A 15,603-nucleotide genomic window follows, 5' to 3' on the forward strand; every position below is an offset into this window, starting at 1 on the left:
ACAGAGTCGTGCTTATCGTGGAGACGGAAGCCCGCTCCGAAGCCGAGCTGCTGGAGCATTTGCGGGAGAGCCAGTCGGCGATCAAGGATTACCTGGAGATGGAGACGAGTCTGACGGTCAGCCCGCCACTGGAGGATTACGCGGACATGCACGACGCTTACAAGCTGGCGCTGAGACAGGCGGAGGAACGCTATTTCCGGGGACGGGGAACGATCGGCGTGGCGAAGGCCGAGCGCCGCGAATCGGCTTCCGCGTACAAATATCCGGAGGATCGGGAGAGAAAAATTCTGAACGCGCTGAAGCTCGGAAACGAGGAAGAGGCGGTCCGGCATCTGGGGGCGTTCGTCCGGGATACGACGGACATGTCGGTATCCGAAGGGCAGCTGGCGCTGACCCAGCTTATTCTGAACATCGGCAAGACGATGAATCAGATCCGCAAGTCGGACGCGCTGGGGGATACTTGGGATATCCCGTTCATTCAAGAGACGATGAGCCGGTTGGAAGTGCTGCAGGCGGTGGAGAAGTGGCTGGAGGAGCGGATGAGGGAGTTTCTGGAGCTTCAGCGCCAGGCGGCGAACAAGGCGAGCCGCAACGGGCAGATCGTCGCGGAGGCGATCGCGCTGATCGATCTGCAGCTCGCGGACCCGAATCTGTCGTCCAAGTGGGTGGCCGATCGGATGAAGATGTCGATCAACTATTTGCGGTCGCTGTTCAAGGAAGAGACGGGTCAGCCTCTGGCCGATTACATCGCGCAGAAGCGTCTGGAGCGGGTCGTCGAGCTGCTTGTCGAGACCGACCGGACGGTAGAGGAGATTTCGGTGCAGATGGGCTTCCCCGCGATCAACTCTTTCTACGTCGCGTTCAAGAAAAGGTACGGCATGACGCCGAATCAATATCGGAAGGCGTATCAGCAGACTCCCGCGCCGGCGCCGGGGACCAAACAAAACCTTGCCAAGTAGCATCGCCCCTCAGGCACCGCCGGATGAGCCCGCCCGGCGGGCTTTGTCAGCCCCATCGCCCCAGCGGGTCCGCCGGATAAGCCCGCATCACGGGCTTATCTCACCCATCGTCTCGCGGGCCTATCGGTTCAGGCCGTGTAGAGCGCATCCCGAGAGCTTTGCTCGTATTCGAGAAAGGGGTCGGGCAGGTGCATGACGTGCGCCTCCGCGTCGCTGACCCCTACATAAAGGGCCGCCCGGCCGCCGGGAAGTCGCTTGAGGCCTCCGCTGAACAGAATGTCCGTCAGATCGGGGCGCTTGGCGGAGCCGGACTCGAAATCGTCGCGGACGGCAATGATCTTCATCGCCGTCCGGGCGCCGGTATCGGGACGGATGGCGAACGTCATCGAGTAGTAATGGCGATCGCCGGCTTCGTCATACCGGGCGATATGCCCAAGTACGCCGATATCCCCGTTGCTCAGCAAGTGCAGCTCGTTCGCCCCTCCCCACTCCTCCGGAATGAACTGGTCGGCGTATATCGTTGCCTGCTCCAGCCGCCGGGCGGTCAGCTGCTCCAAGGAATCGAGCACGGTAAAGCCGATCTGCCCCAATCCGCCGACGGCGCCCTGAGGCCTTGTGCAGACCGCGATCCGGCCGTCCGGAAGCTCCAGCAGGCGGATGTCCTTCATCAGATCCGGGCCGACGGCGAAGCGTCTCAGCTCGCCCAGCGTTCTTCCCCGAAAGAAAACCGTCCGCCAGCAGGAGAAGCCGTTCGGATCGTCCGGGATCGCCCAGGCTTCCACGCCGCCGCCGATCCATTCGCCGCCGACGGAGCAGACGAAAGGATCTTGGTAAGGCAGCGAGGGAACGCCGGGAAGCGGCCGCCACAAGCCGTCCCGTTCGGAGAAGAACACGATCTCCGAGTCCTCGGAGTCGCGGGCCTCCACCCGCCCGGCGATCACGTCAACGCCTTCCGCCTCGAAGGGGGCGGTAATGTTGTAGACGTCCCGCCCGCCCACCTCCGCGAACCGCAGCTTAATGGCGGTTCCTTCAAGGCGGCTTGCGGCGTACTCCTCCAGCAATTGCATGCACGATTGCGGCCGATGAGTGAGTGTGTCCATATGCGGTATCCTTGTATCTCCTCTCGCTATTGAGCTTTGAACTCGTCGTATTGCCGCTGCAGCTCCGCCAATATTTTGGCGTTGCCCGCTTTCTCGTACCGGTCCTTTAATTCCTTGAGCCCCTTCTCCGCGCTGAGCACGCCCGCCCCGAGCGGCTTCAGAATCTCGTCCTTGATCGGGCTGAGCTGCGCGAATTCGGTTTTGAACGGGTCCGTGTTCGGCGTGAAGCCGGCGTAGGGCGACAGCAGGAAGTTGTCGGCGTTCCGCGTGAAGTTGAACCACTTCAGATCGTCCGGGATCATATGGTCCGGCGTGCGGGCCAGGTTCGGCCGCCAGGAGATCACGTAGCCGGGGAACGAATATTGGCTGCCTTCCGCGACCGCGTACTTGTCGTCGCCGACCGCCGTCCAGTGCTTGCCCTCGATGCCGTATTCGAGCAGATCGTGGTTCTCCTTGATCGACAGCCAGTTCATGACGGCCATCACCTTGTCGGGATGCTTGGAGGAGGCCGGCACGCACAGGAAGTTCCACTGCTTGAAGTCCGAATAGACCGGATCTTCGGGGTTGACGATGACGACTTCCAGCTCGACTCCGGGCACTTTCAGCGCGTCCGTGAATTTCAGCCCTTCGACTCCGTCCCCGGAGTATTGAATCGCGGCGACCTTGCCCTGGTTGAAGAGAGCGGTGGAGTTTTCCTGCTGGGCGAGGTTTTTCTCCAGGATGCCGTCCTTGAAGTAGCGGTTCAGCTTCTTCAGACTGTCCTCGAAGCCGGGGCGCTCGTAGATCGGATAGATTTTACCGTCCTTCGTTCCGTTGTAGAACACGTCCATGGCGATCTCCATCACTTTGTTCTCCCCGGTCGTCTCGGTGTTGAACAGGTTGACGAGGCCGTCGGCGTAGCGTCCGTCCGTGGCGAACGGGATGATGTTCTTGTCCTGGGCCTTCACTTGATAGAGAAATTGCTCCAGCTCGTCGATCGTCTTGATCGGAGACAGGCCGTATTTCTCGCGCAAGTCTTTGCGGATCAGAAAGCCGCCGATTTTGCCCTGGGAGATGCCGAGAGGGATGCCGTAAATTTTGCCGTTGAACTTGTTCGCTTCCCACATTTGCTCCGGGATCGAGTTCTGCAGCTCGGGAGATTGGGCGACAAGCTCGTCGAGCTCGATGATGGAGCCGCTGCTGATCATCTGCGAGATATGCAGCCAAGGGGCGTCCAGGAACATGTCGAACTCTTCTCCCGCCGAGGCCTTGAGCGTTGTGACGTTGCCGTAGTCGTTCCACCCGATAAATTGAATGTTCAGCGCGGCGCCGATTCCGTCGGCGATCAGCTTCTTGTTGACTTCCTCCAGCACGAGCTCGAAGTCGACCGGCTTATCTCCGGGAAACAGCGCCTTAAGCTCGACCGGCTCTGCGGACGGCTGCTCGGAAGGCGACTCCGACGCCTCCGTAGTCGGCGAGGCGGAAGGAGACGGCGAAGGAGAAGCCGAAGGGCTGCTCTCCGACGAGCCGCCGCCCGAACAGGCCGAGACGAGCAGCAGGACAAGCGCCAGCGCCAGGGCGGCCCCGATCGTTTTCTTGCCGGCGCGTTTCTTCGTCATGCGGTACAAGCGTTCTTTTCCCCCTGATGGCAATGGAAAAACCTCCTTAACGAAAATGGATGGATTGCGCGATCGTTCGTAATCGGTACGCCGAAGCGCAGTTCCAGAGTAGACCGGAGCGCACCGCTTCGTATAGGGCAGAAAGCGACGGCGATGTCAGAAAGAGAGGAGGCGGAGGCTGCAGAAAACAACGCTCCTTCCGAATTCCATGAATCGTCGTTTTCGAGAATACCCGATGCTCCGGGCCGGCGTTTATGATGACATTGATTCACGTTGCGGGCAGTTGCCGGACGGATTGACGAACTAGGTATCCTAATCTTCTACGAGGGGGTTCGGGAAAGCAATGAGAAAATGGGGAACGCTTGCGCTGGCTTTGCTGCTGCTGTGGACGGCGGGATGGTCGCCTCCCGCCGCGGCGAACGGAGCGGACACGATTCAAGTCGTCTATACGATCGACAATGGAGATTTCGGTCAAGGGCTGACGGGGTGGGACAGCAACAACCCTCCGGGAACGACGGACGCCATCCGGGCGGTGCGCTATTTGGAGCTGCAGCCCGGCGCCGCCATCTGGCAGCCGATCGACGTGACGAACGCCGACGGCGGACCGAGCGTGAACGATGCGGTCTACGCCAAGGTGTACGCTACGCTGGATGCGGACGTAACGACCGACGACAACGTGCTTGTCCGGCTAGTGGCCGGGGAACAGCTTGCGGAGATCAACCGTTTGGCTGGTGTCCCTAGAGGGCCGGCGGTCGAGCTGACGACATCGGCGAAAAGCCTGGAAGGCCGTATCCCGGCGGGTCAGGACAAGCTGTGGATCGAGCTGCACAACGATACGGCGGGCAATATCGAAGTGACGAAGGTGGAGGTCTGGGGAGTCGGCGAGGACGGGGAGACGAAGCCGTATCCGCTGCCGAATCGGGACTTCTCCTCGTCGTTCGACGGCAATTGGGAGGGCAACGGCAAGACGGCTTTCGGGACTGCGGCGTTCATACAGCCGGACGCGGCGGCTTGGCGCGCGCTGCCGGTCGGCACCGGGGCGGCGATGCCGCAGCCCGGGGACAAGGTGAGCGTGCAGGCCGAGTTGTTCGTGCCGGACGGCGTCAACCGCGAGGACGGCGTGTTCGTGCGGGTGAACGACGGGCAGAATACGCTGCTCGACCTGAACGATATTTCCGGAACGGCGCGCGGCAAATGGTTCGCGTCGCACGGCCGGATCGTCGGTAACGAAGGCGTCGTCAGGAACGGAGCCGCGGAGCTGTGGATCGAGCTGCACAACGAGACGAACGTCCCGGTGCGTCTGAAAGGGCTGAAGGTGACCGCGGAACGGGCGGCGACGTCTCTCTACGATCTGAACGGAGATTCGGCGGTCGACGAGAATGATGCGGATTGGCTGGCCGAGAGGATCGGGAGCGGACAGTTCGACCCGCGGGGAGATTTCGATGCGGACGGGCAACTGACGGAGAAGGATTTGTCCTATTTCCGCAAGTTCGCGCTTCATCGCGCCGACGAATTTTATTTGAATCTGAAGCATTTCCGCTTCATGAACGAGGATGTGACGATCGACGGCGTTCCGATGATGGTGACGCACTTGTATTCCGAGCCGGTCGACCGGAGCGATCTGTCCAAAGGCTACGCCTGGGTCGGCGATCCGCAGGAGGGATTCGCCTCGGTGGACGACGTGTCGCGGGCGGTAATCGCCTTCGCCGAGCATTACGGCAAGTACGGCGACGAGCTCAGCTACGGCAAAATCAAGCGGGGACTGGAGTTCCTCATGTGGATGCAGTACGAGGACGGAGACTTCGACAACTTCGTCGTGCGGGATCCGGACGGCACGATTCGCCCGAAGGACAGTGCGTCCTCCCGGAAGAGCTTCAGTTGGTGGGCGGTGCGTTCCTACGAGGCGATGGCGGTCGCGCTTCCCCGGCTCAAGGCGGAGGACGCCGCTCTCGCGGCCAAAGTCGAAGCCCGGCTGGCCCTCTGCCTGAAGCGGTTGAAGGAGATGACCGACCCGCACTACGGCCAATACTCCGTTAACGGAGCCGTGCGGACCGCCAAGTGGCTGCTGCTCGGCGACACCTGGCTGACTTCTTCCGCGATCAATGCGCTGGCGGAGCATTGGAAGACGACCGAGGACGAGTCGACCCGCAGCGCGATCCGCGAATCGGTCCGCAAGCTCGCGGAGGGACTCATGCCGGCGAAGGCGGGCGATTACAGGGATTATCCGTACGGCGGGTTCATGCATCATTACGACGGAGTGTCCGGCGTCCACAACTGGGACGAATGGAACAGCATTCAGGTACGGGCGATGGCGTACGCCGGAAGAATCGCGGGCAACGCAGCCTGGGTCGAAGCGGCGGAGCATGCGGCGGACAGCTTTCTCGGCGATCTGCTGATCTCCGGCCGCGCGGAGACGATGCATCCGAACAAGAAGCCGTATCCGCTCATCCAGTACGGGACGGCCAGCTACGTCGATAATCTGCTCGCTCTGCACGAGGTGACGGGTAAGGAGAAGTATGCGGTCCTGGCCGGTCTTGCGGCTTCGTGGTGGACCGGCAACAACGCTCGCGGCTTCCCGATGTTCAACCAGGAGGAGGGCTACGCGTACGACGGCCTGCACGCTGACGAGGTCAACATCAACAGCGGGGCGGAGTCGCTGGACGAAGCGATTCGCGCGCTGATCCGGGTGCTGGACAATCCGATCGCGCGTCCGTACTTGTTCGCGCGGCAGACGGCCGGGAACGGGGCGAAGACGATAGAGGCGGAAGGGCTGTATCAAAGCGCGGCTCCGCCCGACGAGGAGATGGCGTTCCCATTCGGCTTGTTGAACGATCCGAACGCGGCGCTGACGAAGCAGGACGCGGATTCGGGCACGGACGAAGCGAAGGTGCACGAGGATGCCCTGGCCGTCGGGGAAGGAACGGAAATCTACCCCGGATGGACGGGAAGCCGCGCTTTGTTCGTGGAGGGAGCCGGGTATAACAACGTGAGGCTGTTCGACGGAGGCTCGCTGCGGACGGAGCTGCCGATCGGGGAAGGCGCCGCAAGCTTTCGGCCGGGAGACGCGGTGAAGCTGGAGTTCGCCGCGCGGGTCGAGTTCGATACGTCCCTGAGAGCCGAAGTATACGCCGTGCTGGCGAACGGGGACAAAGTCAAGGTGGCCGACGCGAACGACATGAAGTACCATGCCCGCACCTGGTACTCGGGAACGGGAGCGGTCCGTACGACGCCCGTGGAGAAAATTCCCGAAGGGGCGGCGAAGCTGGAGATCGTTTTCGCGGCCAGCTCTTCGAAGAACCCTCTTCACGAAGGCTACGCGGTCGTGACGGAAGGGAAGCTGTACCGGATGAGCGTGCCGGAAATCCGTTATTCCAACACCGACTTGTCGGGGTCCAGCTACGTGCGGATGCCTCCCGGTCAAGCGAGGACCTTCGATATCGAGGCGCCCGAAGCGGGAACTTACGACGTGATGCTGAGCTTTATCGCCGATCCGGAAGCCAGAGTGTCGGTCGGTCTTGGAGATCGGGCTCCGATAACGGCGAGTCTGCAAGGCACGGTCGCCGATGCCGTTCAGATCAAGCGCATCGACACGGTCGAGCTTCCGGGCGGGACGGTTCCGCTGAAGCTGGAAAATTCGGACCTGCGGGTTCCGGCCGACATCGACGCTCTCATTCTGTATCCGGTTCGTTCTTACGCCGAATATTCGGCGCCGGGGGCGGCTTCGGTCAAAGTGCTGCGGGACAGCGTCAGCGGCATGCTGGCCGTCGGCCCGCCCGAGCAGGTGGACGGCCGGCATGTCGTGACGTTGGATGCCCCCGCATCGGCGATTGCGTCCGGCTCGAGCGTTCGACTGAGCGGCACGGTCAAGGGCGGCGGAGTCGGGATGCCGGTTGCCGGCGTCAGCGTAACGGTGCAAGCGGCGGGAAGCACGGCGACGGCGACGACCGATGCGCAGGGCAAATTCGCCGCTGCGCTCGCGATCCCGAGGACGACCGAGGCGGGGCAGATCCGGGCGAAGGCCTTGACGGAGCGGGGGGAAGCTTCGGTCCTGCTCGTCATCGTCGCGGGAAGCTCCGGCGGTGGAAGCTCCGGTGGGGGCGCGGACGGCGGCTTGGGCGGCGAGGTGTCCGAGGGCGTCTGGACGGTTCGCGGGGAGTCGCTCTCCGTGCGGCCGGACGGAGTCGTCAGGCTGACGCTGCCCGAGGGGGCGAGTACGGTCCGGTTGTCCGGGCGTCTGCTGGAGGAGCATGCCTCGCGAACGTTCGAGTTCGGCAGCGCGGATATGGCGCTGACCGTTTCGGATAGGCTCGTGAAGGAATTGATCGAACGCGCGCAAGCCGCGGGATTGAAGGATTGGAGCCTCTCTCTGCGAATGGTCAGAGCGGGTGAGGATGAGGCGGCTTCCGCTGTCCGGAGGTTCGAATCGTCCGCCGGGGCCAGGCTGAAGCTTGCAGGGGGACTTTACGAGCTGAGTCTGTCTCTGGAGGGAGAGGGCGGCGAATCTCCTTTGCTTATACGCGAATTCGATCCTCCGATTCGCTTGACGTTCGATATCGGGCCGGGCGTCTCCCGCTCTCTGCTCGGCGTCTACTATCTGGGGGAGGACGGATCTTTACGGTACGAGGGCGGCCGCGCGGAATCGGAGAGCCGGATATCGGCGGACGTCCGTCATTTCAGCCGCTATGCGGTTCTGGAGTACGCGAAGGCATTCGAGGATGTGCCGGCTGCCCACTGGGCGCACGCCGCGGTGAGCGAGCTTGCCGCCAAGCAGATCGTCCAGGGCGTCGGAGAGCGGAAGTTCGGAACGAACGCGAAGGTCTCCCGCGCGGAGTTCGCGTCGCTGATCGTGAGGGCTTTCGGCTTGCGGGCCGAAGGCGCTTCCCATTCCTTCGCGGACGTGAAGGCGGGAAGCTGGTATGCCGAAGACGTGGCGTCGGCCGCGAAGGCGGGGCTGATTTTGGGCAAGACGCCGGATGCCTTCGATCCGGGCGGCAAGCTGACGAGGTTGGAAGCGGCGATCGTCCTGGATCGCCTGCTGAAGAATGCGGCGGACCTCCCGTCGGAGCCGAGCGCGTTGGAAAGATTCGAGGATGCCGCGCTGTTATCGCCCTCAGCTTACGAAGCGTTCTCGCGCATCGTCGGCATCGGCCTGATTCAAGGGGATCAGCGCCATCGGCTTCGCCCGAACGACAGCCTGACCCGGGCGGAAGCCGCCGTCCTGCTGGCTAAGCTGTATCGCCTCGTTTCTCCGCAAAATTAATTTTCCGCGTATCGTCGCCGGAAACGCCGGAGGCGCATGCCGCTCCTTTCGCCATTGCGGCGGGCCGGGAGCGCATGCGCCTACCTGCGCCTTCTCATTGTCCGACGGGTGGAAGGAGACGGACTGGCCGGACAGTTGGGAAATGACGCTTTTGACGGCTTCACGTTCGGCTCCAGCGTGCAGGGGCTTCTCGTCTAATCCGTATCCGAAACTTCCTCTTCTTCTTTCTCCTGACGTCGCTTTTCTATGCCTTTGCGGATACCGAAGGCGATCGCGCCCCCGGCGTCGTCGTGTTTAACCGCTTACTTCAATCATGCCTATCTACAAATGCGATCACCTATCCTGAGCTAATTGGATAGCCATAAAGATATTTTGCCGCTCTGCAGTGACTTCAGAGCCCAACTCCAGCTGTCATAAGGTGGGTTCACTGAATACTTACCTTTATGGTATCATAAAATGAATAAATCGGTAATTTATGGGGTATTTGCATTCGTATGAGCAAAGTAAGCTACACCATTGTGGCTATAATCGCCGTACTCATCGGTTTATATGCCTGGTACACTCACACCAGAACAATATCCCTTTCGATTAATACTATTGAATTTCAATTAGGCGAAGCTAACGCTAGTTACGCCAAACCAACCATCGTGCGAGTGGATGGGGAGATATGGAAGAACTGGCGTGGGTTATCCCGGTTCAAGGGTACTGTCGAGGTCGAAGGAGAGGACATCCCCGATTCCGCCTGAGCATCGTAAACTCAGTTTACAGTTCAATTCGAACAATATGGCAACAATCATTTATTCGTCAGTCGAAAACGGAAACATCGTCATGTTCCCTTTCGGTGATTTGTATCTCAGCCCAGATCTCAGTCGCATTGCCATCACCAAGTATGTAAGCGAAGACAGCGATCCGAATAGCAAAGGCTGGATAGCCGATGACGGATTCATGCTCGCGGGACCTGCCTCTGACAGGGAAGGTACATTAGCGGTCTCAAACGAATTGTTGATGCCGATTCTTCAGGGATTCATCTTAAAGTAAGGTTTAATAAAGGGACAAGATTCTCAAAATAACCCTAACGATGCTATCCTAACATGTTCTGGTAGATTGAGTTAAACCAGCTATTGGTTGTAGATACCTGGATGTCATTTAGGGTATTCCAAATGCGGTGAATACCACCCTTGAAGCTTTGTTGTGTTAGATGGAAGTCGTTGCTGGTTCAGAAATGACGCGGATTTGCCCTCAAATACCTGCATCAACGTGTCTAGAACCGGAAGGAGTTGTTAAAATGCTTTTATTTATTTTTCTAATGCTAATAGGCGCTCTTATGTTGATCAAGCCTAATATTCTATGGATGATTACCGAGAGATGGAAATCAAATGATGCTACCGATCCCTCAGACTTATATCTTATATCTACACGTTTCGGCGGAGCGCTCTGTTTCATTATCGGACTAGCGGGTATGATTGCATTAAGATTCGTCTAGGGGGACTCCTCGAACCTGAACACCCGCCTTTTATGGGCATTTGCTAAACGCTGCCACCTTAAACGATTGGATCTCGATGCCTTTTAGACCAGAACCCGTCTATATAGCTTCCACGCCAAGTATCTCAAGAAAAAGGCTGCGTCCGTAACTGGACACAGCCTTAATTTTATTGAGTGATTTGTGCTGGAAAACTTGGAGTAAGCACATAGGCAGTATGTGATTTGGATTTATCATGGTTATAGATAGGGTTCCGTAACGGAGTAAATCTGCGCGAGCGATTGAACGAACGTGTCCTCGTACATCTCGCTGTCGTTGTCCGAGGAATCGTAATCCAACGTCTCTTGCACTTCGCCGTTTTCTTTTTTCTCCAGATACTCTTCATACTGCTTTTCAGCGAATTCGGACTCCCACATCATGTCTTCGTCGTCCATATCGTCCTCGACCAGGCTCTCGTCTTCTAGATCCTCGTCATCCATTTCGTTGTCGGCCAGGTTCTCTTCGTCGAGTTCCTCGTCAAGCTTTTCCTCCGGTTCGTCCTCGTCCATATCGGAGTCTTGGAGCCCCGTCTGGCCCATCAACTGCAGCGCGGCGCTGTTGCCGATCGATCCGAGAAAGGGGAGCGACGGGACGGTGCCGGGAACGTAGCCATGAGCGTTCGTATTCGCCGGCGCGGGTTTCGATTGCTTCTTGCCGGATGAGGCAGAGGACTGATCTTTGCCGTTTTTGGGCATGCGCGTGACCTCCGGTTTTCTTGGAACCTACCCATTCGGACATCCAGTTTTTTCTATTCTATCATTGGGAGGAATTCAGGCATATAAGAAATAAAGTCGTACGCGGAAAACACAGTCCGGTCCCATCTATGGTACAATAGAACAAATGTTCTGTGAGTGGGAGAGCGCATCATGACCGATACCATATCCCTGTCCGTCAGGAGGCTCGTGGAGCACGTGTTTCGAAGCGGCAGCCTCGATTCCGGCTTCCGGGCGGCAAGCGCTTTGGCCGAGGGAACGAAGGCGCACCAGAAGCTGCAATCGAAGTACGGGGAGCGCGATCGCAAGGAAGTGTACTTGAGCGCGGAAGTCGGCTGTGGGGATCTCTTGTTCGCGGTGGATGGACGATGCGACGGCCTGCTGATCGGAGAAAACGGCGAGACGACGATCGAGGAAATCAAATCCACGGTACGCGATATCGCCTCGATGACGGAGGACGGGACACCGGAGGTGCATTGGGCTCAGGCGTACTTCTATGCTTATATGTACTCGGTGGAAAACGGCGTCGATCGGCTGCGCGTCCGACTAACTTACGTTCAGGTGGACACGGAGGAAGTCAGGCAGTTCGAACGGGAGATGACGAAGGCCGAGTTGGAGGCGTACGTTCTGGGGGTGATCGAGGCGTACGCTCCGTATGCGCGCATGCTTGCCGGAAATAGGCGGGTCAGGCACGAGAGCATAGCGGGGCTGGAGTTTCCGTTCGCGGCATATCGCGAAGGGCAGCGGAAGCTGGCAGGGGCCGTGTACAAAACGATCGGAGAAAGACGCAAGCTGTTCGCCCGCGCTCCGACCGGCATCGGGAAGACGGTCTCGACGCTGTTTCCCGCGATCAAGGCGATCGGAACCGGGAAGCTGGAGCAGCTGTTCTATCTTACCGCCAGGACGATTACGAGAACGGCCGCGGAGGATACGCTGGCGCTCATGGCGGAGCGGGGACTCGGGATGCGTTCCGTGACGATTACGGCGAAGGAGAAAATCTGCTTCCAGGACGAGGTGGATTGCCGCCCCGAGAGCTGCCCATACGCGAACGGCTATTACGATCGGATTAATGAGGCGATCCTTGACCTGCTCGGCAGCGAGACGCTGATCCGCCGGGAGACAATCGAGAAGTATGCGCGCAAGCACGCCGTATGCCCGTTCGAAATGTCGCTGGATGCGGCGTACGGAGCGGATGCGGTCATTTGCGACTACAACTATATTTTCGATCCGAGAGTTTCTTTGAAGAGGCTGATGGGAGAGCAGAAAAAAAGGACCGTCCTGCTCGTGGATGAGGCGCACAACCTGGTCGACCGCGCGCGAGAGATGTATTCGGCGGTGCTGGAGAAGCGGGAGTTTCTGGAGCTGGAGCGGGAGTTCAAGGGAATCAGCCCGCAGCTGCACGCTGCCGCCAAAGCGGTCAACAAATGGTTTGTGGAATTGAAGAAGCGAGCCGGCGGTGAACCGCTCGTCTCGAAGGAAGTTCCCGAAGGACTGCTGGAGCTGGTGGAGGAGTTCGCGGCGCGGGCGGAACGGGAGCTGGCCGGCGGCGGCCCGGGCGCGGGAAGCGAGCGGCTGCTGAACGCCTACTTCGCGGCGGCGGCTTGGATTCGGACCGGGAAACTGTACGACGAACGGTACGTCGCTTACGCGGAGTTTGAGCGGAACGAGGTTCGGCTCAAAATGTTCTGCCTGGACCCGTCGAATCTGCTTGCCCAGATGGGCAAAGGATTTCTGGCGCACGTCTTTTTCTCGGCGACGCTTTCTCCTCTGAACTACTACATGGATATGCTCGGCGCCGGAGAGGAGGACTACTCGGTGACGCTCGGATCGCCGTTCGCCAAGGAGCAGTGGGAGGTGGAGATCGTCTCTCTGTCGACGAGGTATGCGGACCGGGACCGGACGAAGGAGCGGCTGACGGCGGCTTTGCTGGATTTTGCGGGAAGGCGGCGGGGCAATTATCTCGTGTTCTTCCCCTCTTACGAATATATGAACGGTATGTACGAGGAGTTTGCCTCGCGAGCCGGGGATGGCTGGCAAACGCTGCTTCAGACGCCGGATATGGCGGAGGAGGAGCGGGAACGGTTTCTGGACCGGTTCGATGCGGCAAACGAAGGGACTTTGATCGGTTTTGCGGTGATGGGGGGCATCTTCTCGGAGGGGATCGACCTGACCGGGGACCGGCTGAACGGAGTCGCCGTCGTCGGAGTGGGCATGCCGCAGCTCGGATTGGAGCGCAATCTGATCCGCGGTCACTTCGACGAGCGGGGGATGAGCGGCTTCGACTACGCTTACGTGTATCCCGGCATCAACAAGGTGCTGCAGGCCGGGGGCCGGCTCATCCGCACCGAGCGCGATCGCGGCCGGCTGATGCTCGTCGACGATCGCTATCTGCAGCCGAAGTACGCCCGTCTGCTCCCGGAGGAGTGGCGGGGGTGATCGCACCGGGGGAATGGATTAGCGGCCTGGCAGACCGCTAACTGGGGCCGATCGCCGCATGTGGAGCGGATAACGGTCTGGTAGACCGCTAACTGTGGCCGATCGCCCCGTGCGGAGCTAATAACGGTCTGGCAGACCGCTAATTGGGGCTGATCGCCGCATGTGGAGCTAATAACGGTCTGGTGGACCGCTAACTGGGGCTGATCGCCGCATGTGGAGCTAATAACGGTCTGGTGGACCGCTAATTGGGGCTGATCGCCGCATGTGGAGCTAATAACGGTCTGGTGGACCGCTAACTGGGGCTGATCGCTCCGTACGGAGCTAATAACGGTCTGGTGGACCGCCCCTCGGAGGGAGTTGCATCCCCGCATCAACTTGCGGAACGCTTGTGGGCGTCGGCGCATTATGATATATTAGGTGCTACCTAATATTTTAAGGCACTGATTAAATCATCAGGTGACCGGAGAGGAGATCGCGGGATGCTGGAGTGGGTGTTGCGCAAAGTGATGCTGGAAAGAGGCATATGGTCGGGCGCGGAGCTGCAGCGGCTGCTGCAGGACAAAGCGGGTTACCGGATGTCCGCGCCGTCCATCAGCGCGCTCGTCAACGGCCAGCCCAAGCAGATGAAGGGCGAGACGCTGGACGCTCTGTGCACGGCATTGGAATGCACGCCCGGAGATCTGTGGATCCATACCTCTCCCGATCAAACGAAGGGAGCTTAGAAGAAAGTGTCCGTATTGCATATCGTTCCTTTCGGGGAATCCATCCTGCGCAAGAAAGCGAAGACGGTTGAGGCGGTGACGCCGAAGATCGCCAAGCTGCTCGACGACATGGCCGAGACTCTGTACTCGGCGGAAGGCCGGGCCGGGTTGGCCGCGCCCCAGGTCGGCATTTTGCGGCGGGTGATCGTCATGGATTGCGGCAACGGGCTGATCGAGCTGATCAATCCGGAAATCATCGAGACGAGCGGAGAGCAGGAGGGGGCGGAAGCCTGCCTGTCCTACCCCGGATATCACGGCTTCGTGAAAAGGGCGAATTACGTTAAAATCACGACGATGAACCGGCAAGGGGAGACGGTCGAGCTGGAGGGGGAAGGGTTTCTGGCCCGGTGCATCCAGCATGAGATCGATCATCTGAACGGCGTTCTGTTCGTCGACCACGTTCAGGGACCTTGGCTGTTCGCGGATCAGACGGAGGACAAAATCCCGCTGTTCGAGGTCGTCAAGCTGACCAATCAGGGTCTGTAAGCCGAGGTTCTCGGGACGGGACGGCCTTCGGCGGGCCGTAATCGGGAGATACGGATCGCCGAAGGATTTGGATCGGCACCTTCTTGTGTCCGCCGGCGCGGGCACAGCGCTTAAGGGCTTCGGCATTGTCTTCCAATGAACGGGTTCGAACCTCGCTCGGAAGGGAACACTGGGAAGGCATAACCAAATCAGCGCAAGGAGGATTTCGGATGTCCGAGCATAACCATGTAGTAGACAAGGACGGCGATATCGAGCCGGGCAAGGTGGGGGCCGCCATTTCCAGAATCGAGCCTTCGGAGCGGGACCGCATCTTGAGAAATTTCGAGGAGTTCAAAGGCTACCTTCACAAACGAGTCCGCATGGCCGAAAGCATCGGCATGAGCGAGGAGCAGATGGCGGTCATCGCGCAGAAGGTCGCCGACTACCTGGCCAGCCACGAGGAGCCCCGCAATAGCGAGGAACTGCTGCTGCAGGAGCTGTGGAAAGCTGGGACGGAAGAAGAGAGGCATGCGCTCTCCCATATGCTGTTGAGACTGGCTCAAGGTACCCGGATGCAGTAGCCCGGCAGGCATAAAGCGATAGACGTAACCCGACAGACGTAACCCGACAGACGTAACCCGACAGACGTAACCCGACAGACGTAACCCAATAGACGTAACCCAATAGACGTAACCCAATAGACGTAACCCAATAGACGTAACCCAATAGAGCAGGTCCCCCCTTCCGACGGTCGGGGAGGCATGCTCTTTCAACGTTTCATAGGGGCGGTCC

The 15,603-nt window shown here is 59.6% G+C and carries 10 protein-coding genes; 7 read left to right on the forward strand and 3 right to left on the reverse strand.

Annotated elements, in window-relative coordinates:
• The coding region (locus ACESLM_RS11925; protein ID WP_372631798.1) for a helix-turn-helix domain-containing protein at positions 1-959 on the forward strand (959 nt) is incomplete at its 5' end.
• Positions 960-1,087: 128 nt separating this feature from the next.
• Here the strand turns inward: ACESLM_RS11925 and ACESLM_RS11930 are convergent.
• Together ACESLM_RS11930 and ACESLM_RS11935 are read right to left on the reverse strand one after the other, a co-directional pair.
• Positions 1,088-2,059, reverse strand: coding sequence for a DUF1861 family protein (locus ACESLM_RS11930; RefSeq protein ID WP_372631799.1), 972 nt, complete (start codon positions 2,057-2,059; stop codon positions 1,088-1,090).
• 26 nt (positions 2,060-2,085) lie between these two features.
• Complete coding sequence (locus tag ACESLM_RS11935) at positions 2,086-3,690, reverse strand: extracellular solute-binding protein (RefSeq protein ID WP_372631800.1); 1,605 nt, start codon at positions 3,688-3,690, stop codon at positions 2,086-2,088.
• A gap of 310 nt (positions 3,691-4,000) precedes the next feature.
• On the opposite strand from ACESLM_RS11935, the gene ACESLM_RS11940 reads away from it, so the two are divergent.
• Both ACESLM_RS11940 and ACESLM_RS11945 read left to right on the forward strand, forming a co-directional pair.
• Positions 4,001-8,917, forward strand: coding sequence for an S-layer homology domain-containing protein (locus tag ACESLM_RS11940; protein ID WP_372631801.1), 4,917 nt, complete (start codon positions 4,001-4,003; stop codon positions 8,915-8,917).
• Positions 8,918-10,202: 1,285 nt separating this feature from the next.
• Positions 10,203-10,400: a DUF6199 family natural product biosynthesis protein gene (locus ACESLM_RS11945; protein WP_372631802.1), complete on the forward strand. Its 198-nt coding sequence runs from the start codon at positions 10,203-10,205 to the stop codon at positions 10,398-10,400.
• Positions 10,401-10,636: 236 nt separating this feature from the next.
• On the opposite strand, the gene ACESLM_RS11950 is transcribed toward ACESLM_RS11945, so the two are convergent.
• The gene (locus ACESLM_RS11950) at positions 10,637-11,131 is read right to left on the reverse strand and encodes a hypothetical protein (RefSeq protein ID WP_372631803.1); all 495 of its coding nucleotides are present in this window, start codon (positions 11,129-11,131) and stop codon (positions 10,637-10,639) included.
• 171 nt (positions 11,132-11,302) lie between these two features.
• On the opposite strand from ACESLM_RS11950, the gene ACESLM_RS11955 reads away from it, so the two are divergent.
• The 4 genes from ACESLM_RS11955 (at position 11,303) to ACESLM_RS11970 (ending at position 15,392) form a co-directional block, all read left to right on the forward strand.
• The gene (locus tag ACESLM_RS11955; protein ID WP_372631804.1) at positions 11,303-13,585 is read left to right on the forward strand and encodes an ATP-dependent DNA helicase; all 2,283 of its coding nucleotides are present in this window, start codon (positions 11,303-11,305) and stop codon (positions 13,583-13,585) included.
• A 479-nt stretch (positions 13,586-14,064) separates the two neighbouring features.
• Positions 14,065-14,307 carry a helix-turn-helix domain-containing protein gene (locus tag ACESLM_RS11960; protein ID WP_372631805.1) on the forward strand — a complete coding sequence of 81 codons (243 nt, stop codon included), beginning with the start codon at positions 14,065-14,067 and terminating at the stop codon, positions 14,305-14,307.
• 6 nt (positions 14,308-14,313) lie between these two features.
• A complete protein-coding gene (gene def, locus ACESLM_RS11965; protein ID WP_372631806.1) occupies positions 14,314-14,832 on the forward strand; it encodes a peptide deformylase in 519 nt (172 codons plus the stop codon).
• 209 nt (positions 14,833-15,041) lie between these two features.
• Complete coding sequence (locus ACESLM_RS11970; RefSeq protein ID WP_372631807.1) at positions 15,042-15,392, forward strand: DUF3243 domain-containing protein; 351 nt, start codon at positions 15,042-15,044, stop codon at positions 15,390-15,392.
• Positions 15,393-15,603: the final 211 nt, after the last annotated feature.

Source organism: Cohnella sp., from assembly GCF_041641335.1.
Taxonomy (GTDB): domain Bacteria; phylum Bacillota; class Bacilli; order Paenibacillales; family Paenibacillaceae; genus Cohnella.